The sequence below is a fragment of the Segatella salivae DSM 15606 genome, assembly GCF_000185845.1.
In the GTDB taxonomy this organism is placed as follows: domain Bacteria; phylum Bacteroidota; class Bacteroidia; order Bacteroidales; family Bacteroidaceae; genus Prevotella; species Prevotella salivae.
This window is the reverse complement of the sequence record NZ_GL629647.1, coordinates 2,855,725-2,875,312: the sequence shown is the minus strand read 5'-3', so window position 1 is coordinate 2,875,312 and position 19,588 is coordinate 2,855,725. Positions and strand designations below refer to the sequence as shown.

The 19,588-nt window shown below is 42.0% G+C and carries 10 protein-coding genes; 7 read left to right on the top strand and 3 right to left on the bottom strand.

From position 1 onward, the window contains the following. Positions 1–222: 222 nt before the first annotated feature. Genes purL through HMPREF9420_RS11175 form a run of 4 tightly spaced genes read left to right on the top strand, consistent with a single transcriptional unit; the run spans position 223 to position 6,009 of the window. Positions 223–3,957 carry a phosphoribosylformylglycinamidine synthase gene (gene purL, locus HMPREF9420_RS11190; protein ID WP_007135816.1) on the top strand — a complete coding sequence of 1,245 codons (3,735 nt, stop codon included), beginning with the start codon at positions 223–225 and terminating at the stop codon, positions 3,955–3,957. Positions 3,958–3,973: 16 nt separating this feature from the next. After that, positions 3,974–4,510, top strand: coding sequence for a chromate transporter (locus HMPREF9420_RS11185; protein ID WP_007135815.1), 537 nt, complete (start codon positions 3,974–3,976; stop codon positions 4,508–4,510). 13 nt (positions 4,511–4,523) lie between these two features. Next, positions 4,524–5,096, top strand: coding sequence for a chromate transporter (locus HMPREF9420_RS11180; protein ID WP_007135814.1), 573 nt, complete (start codon positions 4,524–4,526; stop codon positions 5,094–5,096). 28 nt (positions 5,097–5,124) lie between these two features. Beyond that, positions 5,125–6,009, top strand: coding sequence for a DMT family transporter (locus HMPREF9420_RS11175; protein ID WP_007135813.1), 885 nt, complete (start codon positions 5,125–5,127; stop codon positions 6,007–6,009). Between the two features lie 19 nt (positions 6,010–6,028). Here HMPREF9420_RS11175 and HMPREF9420_RS11170 read toward each other — a convergent pair whose 3' ends face one another. Next, entirely contained in the window at positions 6,029–6,517 is a 489-nt protein-coding gene (locus HMPREF9420_RS11170) for a DUF1648 domain-containing protein (protein WP_007135812.1), read from the bottom strand. Between the two features lie 261 nt (positions 6,518–6,778). Here HMPREF9420_RS11170 and HMPREF9420_RS11165 point away from each other — a divergent pair, with 261 nt between their 5' ends. From HMPREF9420_RS11165 to HMPREF9420_RS11155, 3 genes are all read left to right on the top strand, one after another. Further along, complete coding sequence (locus HMPREF9420_RS11165) at positions 6,779–7,678, top strand: diaminopimelate dehydrogenase (protein ID WP_007135811.1); 900 nt, start codon at positions 6,779–6,781, stop codon at positions 7,676–7,678. A gap of 548 nt (positions 7,679–8,226) precedes the next feature. After that, the gene (locus tag HMPREF9420_RS11160) at positions 8,227–9,153 is read left to right on the top strand and encodes a magnesium transporter CorA family protein (protein ID WP_007135810.1); all 927 of its coding nucleotides are present in this window, start codon (positions 8,227–8,229) and stop codon (positions 9,151–9,153) included. A 121-nt stretch (positions 9,154–9,274) separates the two neighbouring features. After that, the gene (locus HMPREF9420_RS11155; RefSeq protein ID WP_007135809.1) at positions 9,275–11,089 is read left to right on the top strand and encodes a DUF349 domain-containing protein; all 1,815 of its coding nucleotides are present in this window, start codon (positions 9,275–9,277) and stop codon (positions 11,087–11,089) included. A 403-nt stretch (positions 11,090–11,492) separates the two neighbouring features. On the opposite strand, the gene HMPREF9420_RS11150 is transcribed toward HMPREF9420_RS11155, so the two are convergent. Both HMPREF9420_RS11150 and sov read right to left on the bottom strand, forming a co-directional pair. Next, entirely contained in the window at positions 11,493–12,074 is a 582-nt protein-coding gene (locus tag HMPREF9420_RS11150) for a GNAT family N-acetyltransferase (protein WP_007135808.1), read from the bottom strand. Between the two features lie 14 nt (positions 12,075–12,088). Then, positions 12,089–19,579, bottom strand: coding sequence for a T9SS outer membrane translocon Sov/SprA (gene sov / locus HMPREF9420_RS11145; protein WP_007135807.1), 7,491 nt, complete (start codon positions 19,577–19,579; stop codon positions 12,089–12,091). Between the last annotated feature and the right edge of the window lie 9 nt (positions 19,580–19,588).

Below are 19,588 nucleotides of genomic sequence, written 5' to 3'. Positions count from 1 at the left end.
CATCAAATCATGTAACGACCTGACGCTTGTGCGCTATGGTTATCTATGCCAAGACCACATCAAATGTTCAAATATGCGCTGTGTTTCACCGCCAACAACACCCGTGATGGCAACACATGAGACTTCAACGAAATAAAAACTACCCATTTATTTTGATTTATGAGTGATTTACATTAACTTTGCACAACAGAATATATCACCTATTTATAACTATATAAAAGTATGATTCTTTTCTTCAGAACGCCTTCAAAGAGCGTGATTGCAACAGAGATTGACCATCAACCCCAAGCTGATGAGATTAACAAATTAAGCTGGTTGTTTGGTGATGCAAAGCCAGAGGAGGCTCAACAACTTTCGGGTTTCTTCGTCGGTCCACGTAAAGAAATGATTACTCCATGGAGTACGAATGCCGTTGAGATTACTCAAAACATGAGTCTTAACGGCGTTTCGCGTATTGAAGAGTATTTCCCCGTAGACTCAGAAGAGGCAGAACATGACCCAATGTTACAGCGTATGTATCATGGTATCGGTCAAGACGTCTTCAAAGTAGACCATAAACCCGAGCCAATTAAATACGTAAATGACTTGGAAAAGTATAATGAAGAAGAAGGACTTGCATTGAGTAAAGACGAGATTTCCTATCTACATACGCTTGAAAAAGACAATGGTCGTCCGCTAACGGATTCTGAAATATTCGGTTTTGCGCAAATAAACTCAGAGCATTGTCGCCACAAAATATTCGGTGGAAAGTTTGTAATTGATGGGCAAGAAAAGGAATCTTCGCTCTTCAACTTAATCAAAAAGACAACGCAAGAGAATCCAAACAAGATACTTTCTGCCTATAAAGACAACGTCGCTTTTGCCCAAGGACCAGTCATTGAGCAGTTTGCGCCGGAGAATCAAAGCACAAGTGACTATTTCAAAGTAAAGGAAATAGAGAGTGTTATCTCTCTAAAGGCAGAGACACATAACTTTCCTACGACGGTAGAACCATTCAATGGAGCCGCTACCGGCACAGGAGGTGAGATACGAGATCGCATGGGTGGCGGTGTTGGTTCATGGCCAATAGCTGGTACAGCCTGCTATATGACAGCCTATCCTCGCCTGAAAGACGACAATGGTAAAGTCGATGTAGACCGCGATTGGGAAGATATTGTCCCCGTGCGCCAGTGGCTTTATCAGAATCCTGAACAGATATTAATCAAAGCTTCGAATGGTGCGAGCGACTTTGGAAACAAGTTTGGTCAGCCATTAATTTGCGGTTCAGTGCTCACTTTCGAGCATCAGGAGAACCAAGAGAAGTATGCTTATGACAAGGTTATCATGCTTGCAGGAGGTGTGGGCTATGGAAAGAAGCGCGATTGTCTAAAGAAAGAGCCCCAAAAAGGCAACAAAGTGGTCGTTGTTGGCGGTGATAACTATCGCATAGGCTTAGGTGGTGGCAGTGTATCTTCAGTCGACACAGGTCGCTATAGCAATGGAATTGAGCTGAATGCCATACAGCGTGCCAACCCCGAAATGCAGAAACGAGCTTACAATCTCGTTCGTGCCTTGGTGGAAGAAGACGAGAATCCCGTTGTAAGTATACATGATCATGGCAGCGCAGGGCACTTGAATTGTCTTTCAGAATTAGTCGAAGAGTGCGGTGGAGAGATTGACATGAGCAAACTTCCTATAGGAGACAAGACGCTCTCTGCAAAGGAAATCATTGCTAACGAGAGTCAAGAGCGCATGGGATTACTCATTGATGAGAAGTATTTAGACCACGTTCAACAGATTGCCGAGCGTGAACGTGCGCCGATGTATGTAGTGGGTGAGACGACAGGTGATGCGCATTTCAGTTTCAAACAGGCTGATGGTGTGAAGCCATTCGACTTAGATGTGGCACAGATGTTTGGCCATACACCGCAGACAATCATGGTAGATGAGACCGTAGAACGCCGATATGAGGACGTCACTTATAACGAAACACAACTTGATGACTATCTAAACCGCATGTTACAACTTGAAGCTGTGGCCTGCAAAGACTGGTTAACAAACAAGGTTGACCGTTCAGTTACGGGAAAGATTGCCCGTCAACAGGGACAAGGTGAAATCCAATTACCTCTCTCCGACTGTGGCGTTGTGGCCTTAGATTATCGTGGTGAGAAGGGAATTGCTACCGCAATGGGCCATGCTCCGCAAGCCGGCTTGGCTGATCCAAAGGCAGGTAGCGTGCTCTCTGTAGCCGAATCATTAACCAATCTCGTTTGGGCGCCGTTGGCAGAAGGCTTAGATAGCGTCAGCTTAAGCGCCAATTGGATGTGGCCTTGCCGTTCACAGAAGGGCGAAGATGCCCGACTTTATGAAGCAGTTGAGGCATTAAGCGACTTCTGTTGCGCCATTCATGTGAATGTTCCGACTGGAAAAGATTCGCTTTCTCTATCACAACAGTATCCAAACGGAGAGAAAATCATTGCTCCAGGCACTGTAATTGTCAGCGCCGGAGGTGAAGTTAGCGACGTAAAGAAGACAGTTAGTCCTGTGATTGTTAACGATAAGAACTCCAGTCTCTATCACATTGACTTCAGTTTTGACGAACAACATCTCGGTGGTAGTGCCTTTGCACAGAGTCTTGGCAAAGTAGGCAGCGATGTTCCGACTGTAAAGAACCCCGAATACTTTGTAGATTGCTTCAACGCTATACAGGAATTGATTCATCGTGGATGGGTAATGGCGGGCCATGATATTAGTGCAGGTGGCTTAATTACAACGTTATTGGAGATGACTTTCGCTAATAAGACGGGAGGATTGAACATTAATCTACACGCGATTGCAGGCAAAGACATCATTAAAATACTATTCGCTGAGAACCCAGGAGTTGTAATTCAGGTGAGCGATACACACAAAGAAGCACTCATGGAGTATCTCGATGAGTCGGGAATTGGCTATGCTAAGATTGGTTATCCAGTGCCAAATGAACGCAAAATCACTGTAAAGAAGGATGAATATGTACATGATTTCGACATCGATGCACTGAGAGATACTTGGTTTAAGACTTCATATTTGTTGGATCGCGACCAAAGTTTCAATGGAATGGCAAAGAAACGATTCACCAACTACAAGAAACAAGCGATTGAGTTAAAGTTTAATAGCAACTTCAAAGGTACCTTAGAAAGCTATGGTTTGACTGCCGACAGACGCGAACCATCAGGAATCAAGGCCGCAATCATACGTGAAAAGGGAACCAATGGAGAGCGAGAGATGGCTTATACGCTTTATTTGGCAGACTTTGATGTTAAAGATGTCACGATGACCGACCTCATTAGTGGACGCGAAACGCTTGAAGATGTAAACTTCATTGTGTTCTGTGGTGGCTTCTCTAATAGCGATGTACTCGGTAGTGCGAAAGGATGGGCAGGCGCATTCCTATATAACGAGAAAGCAAAACAAGCCCTTGAGAAGTTCTATTCGCGTCAAAACACGATGAGTCTTGGCATTTGTAATGGGTGTCAACTCATGGTAGAGTTGAACTTAATCAACCCAAATCACGAGCACAGAAGCCACTTATGTCACAACACTTCAAAGAAGTTTGAGAGCACATTCCTTGGCTTAACTATCCCTAAGAACAATAGTATCATGATGCAAAGTCTTAGTGGAAGTAAGCTCGGTATATGGGTTGCACATGGTGAAGGCCGTTTCTATCTGCCCGAATCTGAGGACCATTATAACGTTGTTGCTAAGTATAATTATGCCGAATACCCAGGAAATCCGAATGGTTCTGACTATAATGTTGCTGCAATTTGTTCGGAAGACGGACGCCATTTGGCTATGATGCCTCACCCAGAACGTGCAATCTTCCCATGGCAGAATGCCTATTATCCACTCAATCGCAAGCAAGATGAGGTGTCACCATGGATAGAAGCCTTCGTCAATGCACGCAAATGGATAGAAGAGAAGACAGGAACAGAAGAATAATAACAAACAAAAAAGAATGTATCTAACATTATTCAAGACATTCTTTAAGCTGGGTATAGCCACCTTTTGGGGTGGCTATACCATGCTTTCCAAGATAGAAGATGATGTGGTTCGACGCCATCAATGGATGAGTCAGCAAGAGTTTACCGACCTACTTGCCTTGGTTCAGACCTGTCCTGGTGTCTTTTTTATCAATATGAGCACATTTATTGGCTATAAGATAAAGAAGACTCGCGGCGCTATTTGCACCACTTTAGGAGCTGTTTTGCCGTCATTTCTCATCATACTTCTTATCGCAACGTTCTTCCATAAGCTTCAAAACAATCCGATTATTGCGTCAATCTTTGCGGGTATTCGACCTGCTATTGTGGCCTTAATTGCCGTTCCTACGTTCACCTTGGCTAAGGAAACACACATCAATCTGACAAATTGTTGGATACCAATTGCAGGAGCTTTGGCCATTTGGCTACTCGGAATGAATCCTATTTGGGTTATACTTGCGGCGGCTTTTGGTGGATATATCTATGGAAACTATATCAAACCAACAGAATAAACAACATCGATAAATGGTATTTCTACAGCTTTTCATCGCGTTTTTTGCAATTGGTTTGTTCGGCTTTGGTGGCGAATATGCCATGGTTTCGTTACTCCAGAACATCCTTGTCAACCGCTTTCACTGGCTCAGTGTAGGCGAATTCACGAATGTTATCGCTGTAAGTCAGATGACACCTGGCCCAATCAGTCTCAACACGGCTACCTATTGTGGCTATACAGCCATACAACAAGCCGGTTATTCTGACTTGCTTGCCGTGGTTGGTTCTATCACTTCAACCCTTGCTTTGGTCCTCCCTTCGTTCCTGTTAATGCTATTTGTTTGCAAGATGTTCATCAAATATATGAACACTACGACTGTACAGAGCATATTACTTGGCTTGCGTCCTATGATTGTTGGCTTGTTATTGGCATCTACTTTACTATTAATGACCCCCGAAAACTTCTCTACTCCCGCCAATCCTTGGGCGTTTTGGATTAGCATTGGCCTTTTCATTGCGACATTTGTAGGTGTGAAAGTCGTTGGCATTAACCCCTTACGAATGATTGGTTATTCAGCCTTTGCAGGCCTACTTTTATTATATTAATTCACGATATCAACGACTTTAGCCATCCATGACAGACAAATCACGACTGAAAGGCTATGTAGAAGCCATTATTTCTTCGGCTACTTTTGGCACAATTCCCCTTTTCAGCATCCCCGTTTTGGCTGCAGGCATGCAGATATCCTCATTACTTGTTTATAGGTTTGGATTCGCTTGTTTGATGATGATGGCTGTACTCATCTATAATGGAAAGTCACTTCGCATCACCTTTGGAGAGGGATTACGACTCACTTTCATGTCACTACTCTATGCCGTTTCGGCCATTTGTTTAATCAATGGCTATCATTATCTGCCGAGTGGAGTGGCTACAACCTTGCTGTTTTCCTATCCCGTATTTACCGTAATCCTTGAAATCATCTTCTCACACCACCGACTTACGTTTCCCGTTGCATTCTCCATAGCACTCGCTGTGGCTGGCGTTGCGATGTTATCTGGCATTATTGTGAACGGCTTTGACGTCAATTCATCCATCGGTTTGCTGTTAGAACTCTCCTCAGGATTACTCTATGCAATCTATATGGTGGCTTATCCGAACATGAAAATAAAGCGAATGGGCAGCTTAAAGACAAACTTCTTTATGTTCTTTATGGCTATGATAATCCTGGCTTTATATTCATTTTTCACCATGGGACACATCCAACCCATTGGCGATGTGCATGTGTTTTTCTACCTATTATTATTAGGTTGCATCCCAACAACTATCAGTAACGTGACCTTAGTCATGGCAATGAAGCACATAGACAGTACGAGTGTTGCGACACTTGGTGCCTTTGAACCGCTCACTGCCATGCTGATTGGCATATTAGTCTTTGGGGAACCCATGACATGGTATGTCGTTGCAGGCTTTATGATGATTGTTGCAGCCGTATACATCTTAATTAAACATCACGCATAACGACTGAAAAGTTAGCGTATTATCCTAACTTTCTAATCTTAAACGAAATGCTTACAGACCCATAAACGAGTGAACAAAGTAACAGGATAAAGGCTATCAACACCACCATTTTAGGCAAAACTACGGGTACAAGCAACATGATTACGCACGCCATTAAAAAGATAAAATGAAACGTTAACCGATACATGAACTTGCGGGTCAAAGCCTTTTGCGCCTCATTCATCTTGCTATAAGAGAGTCGGTCAACATGAATCAAAGACACTTTACCATGTGCAGCCAAGATGCCGAGCAGGCCTAAACACACTCCTATGACTGCAAGCACCATCAAAGTTGACTTCGGTCCATACGCTGTTGGAGTTGAAAGATTCCATTCATAGTGTGTAGGTATTGTCTGAGGTGCCAGATCATAGACGTGCGCGGCAAGCATAACAAGGCCTACCAGCAATGCTAATATCAAGAAATCATTACGATATTTCGTATTCTCTTGTTGGTTTTCAGGTGTTGACATTGCGCTTTTTATTCATTTGTTTACTATGCAAATATAAATAAAATAAATGGTTATACATGCTTTTGTCCCTGCTATTTATTCATAAAAAACTAAAAACGAGTCATGGATAGCACCCTTTCAAACGCATCAAACACACCGAACTATGCCACAACTATTAAAAAATGACAAAACAAAAAGAAAAGATTGAATTATTCATTAAAATCATGTAAATTTGTGAACACTGATTAAATCAGGAGAAATCTAACGAAAAAGAAAACCAAAATGAAGAAGATCAGAGCAGCAGTTGTAGGCTATGGAAACATCGGTCACTACACTATTGAGGCACTTGAAGCCTCACCCGACTTCGAGATTGCAGGCGTTGTGCGCCGCCAAGGAAGTCAAGACAAACCACAAGCACTGGCAAACTATGAAGTGGTTGACGACATTTCAAAACTCAAAAACGTTGATGTTGCCATCTTAGCAACACCTACTCGTAGTTGTCCCGAGTATGCCGAAAGGATTACTTCTTTAGGCATTAACACCGTGGATAGCTTCGACATACACACTTCTATCCTTGATTATAGGACACAACAGATGGCAAACAACAAGAAAACTAATACTGTAAGTGTCATCTCAGCAGGCTGGGATCCGGGCTCAGACTCTATTGTTCGAGTACTCATGGAGAGTCTCGCGCCGAAGGGTTTAACCTATACCAACTTCGGACCGGGTATGTCAATGGGTCACTCTGTGTGTGTGCGTAGCAAGAAAGGTGTAAAGAATGCGCTCTCAGTTACTATCCCATTGGGAGAAGGAATCCATCGCCGCATGGTCTATGTAGAATTGGAAGACGGCGCAAAACTTGAAGAAGTGACCGCTGAAATCAAAGCCGATCCTTATTTTTCTCATGATGAAACCCACGTGTTTGCAGTGGCTTCTGTAGACGATGTGCGTGACATGGGACATGGGGTGAACTTAGTTCGCAAAGGCGTTTCAGGCAAAACACAAAACCAACGCTTAGAGTTTAATATGAGCATCAACAATCCGGCACTCACCGCTCAGGTATTAGTCAACGTGGCACGCGCATCAATGCGTCTTCAGCCCGGTTGCTACACAATGCCCGAAATCCCAGTTATCGACATGCTTCCAGGCACGCGTGAGGAGATTGTTGCTACTCTTGTATAAAGCAAAATCAATGTAAAGGGGTTGCAAAAACCATAATATTTATTGATGAAAATACTAAAAAAAGCGGACTAACATAGTTTGTCCGCTTTTTGTGTTGTATGCTTCGTCCTTCCCCCTCCTACTCCTTCCTGTGCCAGCATGCCTCATATTGAAAAGTAAAACCTATCTTTTTAGGGCGTGAAAAGCGTCATTTCGCAGTGCCATTTGATGCAGTTTACTGTGTGAAATGGCCTATATCACATGATGAATCTACACTAAGCGTGTTATATAGTAGCACGAAACGACTTGCAACCACATTATCTGTTGCACTTATCTCCACTTGAATCATGTCTTATTCTGTGCGAACACAAGTAATTTTTTCGTTTTTGTTGCCAAACTTTCTTTCTGAAAGCATGTAATGTTTCAACATAATTGCTTATCTTTGCAGCGTTAAATCAAAACATAATTCAAATATGGACGATTATCACGCGGAAACATTTCGTTTGAAGGCGTGAGGTTTAGCATGATGCTAATCCCCACACCTTATTAATCAATGGAGGTTAGCAAGAATGAGAAACTATTGGAACATAGAGAAGAATCTAAATGCCATTAAAGAGTGGCAACCCAATTGTTGGATACAAGTTACATGCCCAACAGACGAAGATCAGGAATATCTTCAAGACACATTTCATATCCCCGACTACTTTCTTTCAGACATTAGCGATACCGATGAGCGTGCCCGCTATGAATATGATGACGGCTGGATGCTCATCATTCTACGTATTCCATACGTAAAAGAGGTACGTTCGCGCACACCATATACCACAGTTCCGCTCGGTATTATCCACAAACGAGACGTTACAATCACGGTATGTTACTACGAAACGAATATGATGATAGACTTTGTTAGCTATCAACAGAAGCGACATGAAGGCTTTACTGACTTCGTAGATATGACGTTTAGATTGTTCCTTTCAAGTGCAGTTTGGTATTTGAAACGACTCAAACAAATCAGTAACCTCATTGAAAAGGCGAAACATAATCTTGATCAAGATGTGAACAATGAGAGTCTAATTGGACTGAGCCGACTACAAGATTCGCTGACATATTTTATCACTTCAATACGTGGAAACGAGAACTTGTTGCAGAAACTAAAGTTCAAATTGCAGGTGGATGAACTCGATGCAGACCTTATTGAGGACGTAGGCATTGAGATGACTCAGGCACGTGAGACAACAAATATCTACTCAGACATTCTCAAATCGACGATGGATACCTATTCAAGTATCATCAACAACAACATGAATACCGTCATGCGAACCCTGACTTCGGTAAGTATCATCATGATGTTCCCAACACTTATCTCAAGTCTTTTCGGCATGAACCTCGTCAATGGCATGGAAACGAGTACGTATGGATTTACGATTGCAATCGTTCTTTCAGTCGTTGTATCAGGCGCTTCGTGGTGGATTTTGAGACGTAAACGTTTGTTATAGCGTGTAAAAAGAAAAAAACAATGATTTAATTAGGATTTTCCAGTTTTTTTATTTAAGTTTGCATGATGTTAGTTATTGCATCATGCAATGGAAAACTCAAGTCATAAACTAAATCGGTTAAATGATGGACTCTCAAGAAAACACCCTAAAAGAGGGAACAATAAGTGAAGAACAGCAAGTTAAAGAAACATCTGTTCCTGTTGAAAACACAGCGACTACGCTCACAAATTCAAAGAATTATAAGAGCAAAGCAGAAATTATTGAACGACTGAAAGAAATAGTTGGCAATGACGAAAACCCCACAAAGGAGGAACTCGACCATCTAAAGACATCGTTCTATAAGTTGCATATTGCAGAGCGAGAGGCTCAACAGAAGGCTTATCTCGAGGCAGGTGGCGACCCCGATAAATATATTTTGGTTCCTGATGAAGCAGAAGATGTGTTCAAAGCAGAAATGGGAGTCATCAAAGAACGACGTGCAAAACTCTTCCTACAGCAAGAAGCTGAGAAACAAGAAAACTTGGAAAAGAAGCTCAATATCATTGAACGAATCAAGAATATGGCTTCCTCTCCCGAAGAAGCAAATAAGAATTATAATGAATTCAAAGAGCTTCAACAGCAATGGAAGGATATAAAGAATGTACCAGCAGACAAGGCTAACGAGCTATGGCGTAACTATCAACTCTATGTTGAGCAATATTATGATCAGCTAAACCTTAATCGTGAGGCAAGAGAATACGACTTTAAAAAGAATCTCGGCATAAAGAATCATCTGTGTGAGGCGGCAGAAAAGCTCGCCGAAGAACCCGATGTAATCAGTGCTTTTCATCAATTGCAGGAACTACATCAGCAATTTCGTGAGGTAGGTCCAGTCGCAAAGGAACTCAGAGACGAAGTATGGACACGATTTAAAGCGGCTTCTACGATCATCAATAAACGTCATCAACAACACTTTGACGAGCTACGCGCCAAGGAAGAAGATAACCTTGTGAAGAAGACTGCACTCTGTGAGAAAGTTGAAGACATTGTAAAAGGTGAGCATAAGGGTGCGAACGAGTGGGAAAAACTGACGAAAGAAATCATTGATATCCAAGCAGAATGGAAGAAGATTGGCTTCGCTCCGCAGAAGATGAACGTCAAAATATTCGAACGTTTCCGTGCAGCATGCGACGATTTCTTCTCAAAGAAAGCTGCATTCTTTAAGGAAATGAAACAGCGTTACAATGAGAACATTGCTAAAAAGCAGTCACTCATTGAGAAGGCTGAAGCCTTAATGGAGAGTACCGACTGGAAAGTGACAACCGACAAGATGATTGCTTTGCAGAAAGAATGGAAGACTATAGGAGCTGTTCCAAAGAAGGCTGGTGACGAACTATGGAGTAAATTCCTTGAGGCTTGCAACAAATTCTTTGAAGCACGCAATGCTGCTAACGCAGGAACTCGTAATGAAGAGCGCACCAATCTTGACAAGAAGAAAGCCATTATCAGCCAACTCAAAGAATTGGTAGAGGGTAGTGTCGATGACTTACAAGAGAAAGTGAAAGAATTAGTCGATGAATATGCAAAGATAGGTCACGTTCCTTACAAAGAGAAAGATAAGCTCTATAAACAATATCACGAGGTTCTTGACAAACTTTATGATGACCTTCATGTCACAACAGCAAAGAGAAGATTAGATAATTTCAAGAGCAACTTGAAGAATGTAGTAAAGCGTGGCGAGGATGCTCTTGACAATGAACGAGGTCGTTTAATGAGACGTTACGAAGGATTAAAGCAGGAAATCAACACCTATGAGAATAATCTTGGTTTCTTAAATGCAAGTAGTAAAAAGGGAAATAGCCTCATAGACGAGATGAATCGCAAGGTACAGAGACTGAAAGATGACATGGAATTAATCAAGCAAAAGATTAAAACTATCGACTCAGAAAACAAATAAGACAGAATGATTTCACATCATAAAGAGATGCATCTAAATGGATGTGTCTCTTTTTTTTAGTTCAATTCCAACCTAAATTAATTATAATTGGATAAAGCCAACATAGACTTTGATTCGCTTAAACAGCAACTCCATGAGACTTATGCAAAGAGATGCCAATACCATTAGGATGAAAGGGGAAAACATAAGGCCAAAAAAAATTGATTGTCTCACGACAACCAATCTTCTTAACCTTAATAATCTAATACCATGAAAAACACATTGCAAAGATATATGTAAGTTTCATTAATTCCAAATAAAACTACAACAATCTTCTATTCTTTAATACTTTTTAATTAAATATGCAAGTTCTAAGGACTTTTTAAAAGAGAAATGACTCTTTTCTTCACCTTATATATATAGGTCACTGGATTTTCTTTTGCAGATGTTTCATGGGATGTGAGCCCCACTCTCCATCGTCAACATAATGAAAACCCAAACGATGATAGAGCCGCTCTGCATCTGGATTACCTTTGTCAACCAACAAATCAACAGGCAATCCGAGTGCCTCAGCCTTTTTACATGTAGCATTCAGCAATGCTGTAGCTATGCCTTTTCCCTGGTAACGGACATCAACAGCGAGGCTATCTACATAGAGTTCTCCAGCTTGAGTCTCGTCATTCATACCAGAATAATCAATGCCAAAGCTATTTAAAGCCTCATCTATGAAGGCTTGACGCAAGGCCCTTAACCGACCACCCTCGTAGCTTACACAACACCCAATGACTTGATTATCATCTAAAGCGACAAGCGTATGAAGAAAAGAATATTGCGAATCGTTACGCTGAACAAGTCGTGTCATCAGCTGATGAAAGTCATTTAGTGTGTGGTTTGGGCCTGCAAAATAGCGACAACAATCGTGATTCATGGCCAACATAATTAAACTTGCGATGTCAGAAGCCTGATGTGGCTGTGCATTTGCTATGATTATTTTTTCTTTTTCCATTGTTATAAAGAGGTTTAACGAGTCAAAGAGAACTTTACACTCAATCCAAAATCGCGTGTAGATGTAGGATAACTATTACTGCTTAACAGCGGAGTATTGTTCTGAAAGTCATAGAAGAAGCTCATTGTAAGCATGCGTGAGAGTGTATAATCAGCTGTAAAGCTCAGCCGAAGTGCTGAGTTTCCACTGCTGGCATTGCTTGTTTGTGAAGCAATATCACGCGTAAGGGAAGCTTGTCTACGGAAACTGAAATCGAGATTAAGATTCAAATCATGATTCACTCCATTGCGTTGAGGAGTTGAAATAGACTGTTGTGTGTCAGTGTTTGCCCCCTTCTTATGATTTTTTGCTTTCCGTTTGGTTTGTAAACCGAATAGTTTGAAGTCATTGATACGATATCCTAAGCCCACAACCCAATCTCTACTGATAGCCTCATTCAATTGAATGCTCGTCATACTAAGGTTCAAACTACGAATTGTTCGATACTCCAATTTGGCTGTCATGCCACTATTAAAGGTCATATCTATGCCCAATAATGGAGAGAAGGCCTCGTTAACGCTGACTGTAGAGACATTGAACATTGAATTAGGAATTGGATTTCCCGAAGTTGCATCAATGATAAAGCCGAGTCCATTCATGTATTCCTGATAGCTACTAAAGGAGAAATACGAGCCAACAGTATAGATACTGCGATAAGAATGATTGATATTGAAACTGCGAAAGACTTCTCGGAACCATGGCAATTGAACCAATCCACTATAACGTATATTCCAATTTGGGAGCAGTTTTGACAATGAAGGGAAGATAGAAAGGCCTTTACCTTTCATGCTTGTATAGGCAGAAAGGAAGGCAGGAACCATCACATCAGCGTTATATTTGGATATCGTTCCGTTGGAAGGATTAAAAGTTTGTCCTGCAAAAGGAGTTCCTGCAGGATATCGACTGCCATAGTATTGCGCCTCAACACGCTGCCGAAAGTCATCAAGAAGACTGCAGAACTTATCAAAACTCTTACTATGATAACCGCTATTTGCATTACCTATGCCTTCAAAAGCACCTCCTATAGAAATCGTTGTCATAGCAAACGTACCACTTTGCATCGTGGGATGGCCTGCATACATATACTGAATGCTGCGTGCTTTGGTAGAAACGCGCGTCGCATTTAAGTCGATCGTGAAATCACGGAAAGGCACAATTGTAGCCCGAAGCTGTAAATCCTCAGTAGAAGTAGTGTTAGCTGGGGTCGCGATAGAATCGTTAATGAGTAGCCAATTGCGACTAAGTGCTTTATCAACATACCCATCTCCGATGACACCAAAAGCGAAATCAAGTCCTGGAGAAAGTAAACCACTGCCACGAGTCTGCCCAAAAGCTTTCCCAATATTAGGCATAAAACCAGGCAATGTCATAGCATATTGATTACGATAGCTAACACTTAGGTTTCTCACCATCATCAATACGCGAGCCAAACTCTGTGCCGTTCGATACCAGTTCTGGCTTTCTAAAGGTGGTTTTACATTCACTGTAACCTTCACTTTCAGTGCAGAGTCAATATGGTTTGTTATGCGTAACCTATCGTTATCAACCTTCTTAAACCTCAATTTGAAAGGATGTCCATCCTCAGTTCGTGCATTCACCACAATTCTTCGGCTATGCTTAGCATGCGAAATGACAATTGTCGTATCAGGTTTCAATGTGATTTCTTGTTCAAAACTGCCTTTATTCTTCGGTAAATCAAGTTGAGTTTGATGCGGTAATTGCTTCTTTTTACCACCCGAACTCTGTCGATTATAAATCGGTCTTCGGTTGAATCGCTCATTCGTTTGCTTCAAGAAAGGAATGTGATTGTATAATCTCTCTAAGTTAAATGAACCATTCACATTAAGGTTTCGATTACTTGTAACCGTATTTCCAAGGCTTATATGGTTCTCATTCTCCGTTCCTCGCACCCATGTATAGCTGGCATTATATTGCGCATCGGTACTAATCCAATCAAAAACTGGAATTAAATTCAACGGAAGTTGATAGGAAAGAGTGAACGATTGCTGATAATCTAACGGCGTCCCAAGTCGTTTTATGCTCGTCCAAACGCTATCTCGCCACGCATGATAACGGTCGGCATAGAGTGATTTGTTTATAGGCGTGTAGGGTTCTTCTATTCTTGACCGCGTGGCGCTTTGGAAATTCATGTGTATATTGCGTGTCAAATCCCAACGAAGTGAGAAATCTCGGTTCCAAAGAAACTGCTCATTGAATATCAACGGCAACCGATTGTTCTCCAAACTCTCCATATCTCGTTCCTGGAACTCATAGTAATTGCGCATTAATTCACTGTTGAATCCGACACTCTGTGGCAACCAATTGAATCCAAATCTCTTTAAGATGTCCCACCACTTTGACCTACTTTTAATACCTTTAAAAGGCTCCCAAGTCTTATAATTTGGGCTCCAATTATAGTTCATTGCACCCCTCCAATTATCTTCTTTCTCGTAAACGGTTGTCTCACCACTTGTGAAACTATGTGAATGACTATAGGAGAATGAGAAGTTAGCAGGGTCATAAGGCATGGGAGAATTCTTCGTTTGAATTCCTATTCTCACATTAGACAAAGAAAGGTTTGTATTAATTCGTTTCGTAACTGCTATCGATTCTATACTGTCTCGCTCTGCTTTTGAGGCTGATTCTAAAGCATCTTTCAACGATAAATCTGTATCTAAAGGATTATATTTCGGTTTACTTGTTTCATGACTTACTGAGTAATAGAGAGGTGCTGAGACTTTAATCTTGTCGGGAAAGAACTTACCTAATTCCAAGCTTGTAGTCACACTATAACTTGAAATGCTTTCTTGTGTTCTGTCAGCAACCTTACTTTCCAAGCCCCCAAAGCCTTCACTGACATATCGCCCCTGTACATTTAGCGTGCCCAAATCAGACAACTGAACATTTAAATTGCCATTTGCAGCCCACCCACCTTTATTATTATACTCCTTCAGACGCAGCTCATTAACCCATACTTCGCCACTCTTTACATCAGAAGAAAGGTTTCTTACTCCGATAATCATCGTCTTTATTTCCCCCAAAGAAGGGTTACCCATGATGGTAACCAAATTTGCTGGGTGAGCATTATCATATGCCGTGAAGGCCTGAACAAAGCTTGCATGTCCCTCAGCCTTAGCCTTATTGCGTTGCAATTTCACGTTGGTCAATAACGCCAAAGGTATGTCTATCATATTCTCTTGAGGCCAAACCGCAGCACGATCTGACGGAGAATTAAGGTTATATCTGCCTGCAGGAGTAAGCTTTAATGGTACTTGATACTCATAGAAGTTATTCTTATAGTCAGATCCCAAGCGTATAAACACGGCCAATTGATTGTCATTTAACTGTGTGTTATTTTGCTCAAAGGCATTCGCATGAACGTACATCTGCAAACGTTTATACTGCCTTAAGTCGACCGTTGCATTCTTATAGACAGCCTTACTCTCACCATGTGACAAGTTATTTACAATGAAATCAAGGGCCTGTTCATTACTTTCTACCAACTGAGGTTGTGTGGGATCTTGTTCCCGATTGATGCCCGGTGGGAGGATATAATTAACGGGTGACTTATCACCATTCTCCTCTAAACTCACCGAACTGACTGCAAGTGTCCCCGAACCTGTATGATTATCCAACGCATTTTCATAGATTCTCCAATCTCCTCTCACGAGATCTAAGCTCCCAAAGCGTAACACAATGGGATGCTTAAAGCCTGTAAGGAACATACGCATAAAGCGAATACTCGTGAAATCGGAAATCGAACCAACCCGTCGTTCATATTCTTTCAGAGGAATACGGAATTGATACCACGTAACCGTTTCAGTCTGTCCATTTCGCAATGGCACGCTTGCATCGCGCTTATCTACAATGAAATTATTCCCTACTACCATATCATTTGGACGCAAAGAAACATGATATTGGTAATACTTTTCATATTCATTTAGCGTATAATCCTGATTGATATCCTCCACATCCGGTGTCGTCTTATACGATGTATCATATCGTTCTTGGCTGGATTCACTATCGGGAGAATTACCTTGTGGGTTATTAATATACTTGTAACGCCGCAGGATGTCGGCCTTCATTCGGTCGTAATCAGAACCTCGGAAATAATGATAGTCGTCGTTAGCTGGGTCATTATAGATTGAATCCCACACCGAAGCACTCACATGTCCCTGTATAGATGAGAGGAAGTTTTGATAGGAAGTATAATGCCGTTCCTCTTCATTATTGAGACCATTCAAGCCTACATCCTGCATCGCTCGAGCCCCTTTGGTCGTTGCAAAGGCATAAGTTACCACATTGGATGTAGGGATTTTACCCCACTGAGTAGTAACATAACTATGCGAACCATCTACCGGCATACCGCTTTCATAGAACTTTCTTCCATCATGAAGCACATCTTCTGAGACTTCACCTAAGTTCAAATAGAAGTCTCCTCCATAATCGTTTGCGTTGGGTTTTCGGTTAGAATAGATGAATGGATCAAGCAACCAGAACTCCACATACTCTATATTTGCCTGTTCAAAATCATTCGTATCAAGCTTTCTCATGAGTCCACCCCAGTGACGTTCTGGGTTGGTAAGCGTTCCATCTTGACGCAAATTAGGGTTAAAATTATAAGGACCTCGCTCGTTGGGATAATAGGATATATTAAATACATTCAATGTAGATGAGGAACCATTATAATTATTTATGTCACGTTTTGGATAGAGTTCACGCGTAGAAACCTCACGAACATAGTGATTAGAAAGCTGTGCTAAATCTCCTTTTATATGTGCAGGTGTCAGCGAACTACTACGTCGTGTGAACAAAGGATCTATCGTATACCAAGCTAATTGCGAGCGATTGAAGCCGCTTGTCAACGTAGTTTTATCTGCACTTTCAGGGAACATTGAGGGCACACTTGATAGACTCCATGACGTTGGAGAGGCGATATCAATCTTATTTGTCGTGCTTTCAAAGTCATCAAGATACGAGGCATTGTCTTGTGTTCCGCTATTCTTTCCTGCCACAAGTTGTGCAAATTCGCCCGTGAAATTAATCTGAGAAGGTTGTGTAAGATGTAGAAACGGCAACTTATTCAACATGTCAGTAAGCCATTGACTCTCCTTTTTCCAATTAATGTTCAAGCCCCACAACGTGTTGTTCAGAGGCTCACTGCCCATCGAAACCTTATTTGTCATGGCCTGTTCTGATAGATGTTGCAACGTACCGCTTAGCTGAAGACTGCGTGAAATGTCGTATTCCCAGTTCACACCAAACATTGTTTTGCGTTGCATTCCATAATCATTGTTACTCTCAAGTGACACATTTACGGGTGTGCCCGCATCGAGAATACTCTGATTTAAGATAGTAACTTCGCCGGCACTATAGTCCACACTATAGTCTGATCCCTCTGTTAATCTCATGCCACCAGCCGTTACTACGACCGAACCTTGAGGGATATTATAAGCTCCAAGCGCAATAACATTAGCCGAAGAACCACGAAATTGTCCCACAAGTTCATACTTATCTTTCTCTGCTATCTGCTTTGCTACAGTGCGAGTATTATCATATAATTCGCTAAACACATATTTCTTTGCCTTGGCAACTGGCACACCTTTACTCACAAGTCGCCTGTAAAGGTCGTCTCCAAAGGGTTCAGGTTCGGGGAGAAACACGCGTCCATTGCTCACCGTATACCCCTCTACATAATCAAAATAGCCATTACTATAAGGACGATTATTATTATCTAACCGGTCAGCACCAAGGAGTTTAACGATTGATTGCTGCTTAACTTGCGGCTCAGGGATATAGTTTAAGTAGACTCCTGTGGTATCACTTTGGTACTTGATATCAAGTCTAAACCGCTCCTTCTCAACCATATCTCCAAGTCGATAGACATTCTTCATCATCAAGTTCCAGTTGCCTTGCGACGGAACATTATTCGTATTCTTCAATGATTTGACGAACAACGCCTCATCAACATTCGTCCTATCGGCCGCAAACTCACCCACTTGATAGGTCTGTCCACCATAAGTATACTCGAAGGCTACAGCCACTACTTGGTCTGTACTGATACCCGTATTGAGACTGATAAAGCCTAAAGCCTTGTTCACGGTATACTCAGAAGGGGTTAACAAGCGTGCACTCTCAAGCTTCTCATAGTCATTTCCGCCCGTCAACCCTGCCCCATCAAGCACCGACGAGGTTTGATTGATATCACGTGCGGCATTAAATGACCCCGTCATTGCAGTGTATTCGGTGTTCGCATTGTTGCTCGGAACCGTCATTCCTAACGTCGACCAATGGTGTGTATTGCTTATATTGGCATTCTCACCCAAGTCTGTTAGTGCCACAATATTACGCGTATTTGCTGTTGAACCCGACTTATTCGTCACCCAAACCTCCACGCGTCCGATGTTAATTCCTGTCTTTACATTCGGTAAAGACTGCATGCCCTCGGCATAATGTTCACGAAAATACTTTGCAAGGAAATAGTGGCGGTTCTCTTCATAGTCTGCCGCGCTGAACTCAAATGGAGTCAACTGCACCCCACCCCGACTTGAAACGCTCTTTGAGGCGCTTTTCTTCTGCGAAGCAACCAACTGCATTTTGAGTCTGCCAAACTGCAAATCGGTGCGCAAACCAAACAGCGATGTGGCACCACGGATAAGTGATGAGTTCGAAGGAAACGAAATATTACCTGCCTCAACGAGTTTAACTATCTCATCTTCCTTGCCTTCATACTTCAACTTTAGATTCTGGGCATCGAAGTCAAAGGTTGCATCGGTGTTGTAATTCAAGTTCATATTGACCTTGTCTCCCACCTTTCCATTGACATTTAGATTAAGTTTCTCATCGAAATTCATCGTGGTTGTATGCCGCCGATTGATAGTCAATGCGGGGTTATCTATGTTTTTCATCGTTGCACCAAACTTCAGTTCGGCTGTTCCTTGCGTGCGAATCCGCACACCACCAGGCCCAAAAATCTTCTCCGCTGGGCCTAAATCGAAATGCATATCGCTGAAATCAAACTTATCTTTCCCTTTCTGTTGAAATATCTCTGCATTTTTTTTACGGAAAAAGGCATGTTGTTGTTGACGCCCACTCCAGTCTAAATATTCATTAGGAAGCATCATTACAGGTGCCGAAAGATAGGTTCCACTCAGCCGACGCCCAATAAAATAGGCATTTAACGAGTCATTATACGAAACCTGATTGCGCAAATCCTGAGGTGTTTGCAAATCAAGCGCACTGCTATCAAGGTCGGTCCACGTGATGGGTTGTGTGCGTTGAACGCGCCAAAGCGGCTTTTTCACACGCTTTGTTGAATCGGTCTCCATCTCACGGCGGTCTTTTTGTGGCGCCACTGCCTGCTGTTGACCACGATTTTCGCGTTGAAAGAAAGGCACACTAACCCCATAACTGACAGCAAAAGCCATCAGCAAGCCTAATAACAGATATGCTTTCTTGTTACTCAACGAAAGAAG

Bases quoted from the DNA above. Each gene is read 5' to 3' on its own strand.
- purL (WP_007135816.1), top strand. From the start codon at position 223: ATGATTCTTTTCTTCAGAACGCCTTCAAAGAGCGTGATTGCAACAGAG.
- HMPREF9420_RS11185 (WP_007135815.1), top strand. From the start codon at position 3,974: ATGTATCTAACATTATTCAAGACATTCTTTAAGCTGGGTATAGCCACC.
- HMPREF9420_RS11180 (WP_007135814.1), top strand. From the start codon at position 4,524: ATGGTATTTCTACAGCTTTTCATCGCGTTTTTTGCAATTGGTTTGTTC.
- HMPREF9420_RS11175 (WP_007135813.1), top strand. From the start codon at position 5,125: ATGACAGACAAATCACGACTGAAAGGCTATGTAGAAGCCATTATTTCT.
- HMPREF9420_RS11170 (WP_007135812.1), bottom strand. From the start codon at position 6,517: ATGTCAACACCTGAAAACCAACAAGAGAATACGAAATATCGTAATGAT.
- HMPREF9420_RS11165 (WP_007135811.1), top strand. From the start codon at position 6,779: ATGAAGAAGATCAGAGCAGCAGTTGTAGGCTATGGAAACATCGGTCAC.
- HMPREF9420_RS11160 (WP_007135810.1), top strand. From the start codon at position 8,227: ATGAGAAACTATTGGAACATAGAGAAGAATCTAAATGCCATTAAAGAG.
- HMPREF9420_RS11155 (WP_007135809.1), top strand. From the start codon at position 9,275: ATGATGGACTCTCAAGAAAACACCCTAAAAGAGGGAACAATAAGTGAA.
- HMPREF9420_RS11150 (WP_007135808.1), bottom strand. From the start codon at position 12,074: ATGGAAAAAGAAAAAATAATCATAGCAAATGCACAGCCACATCAGGCT.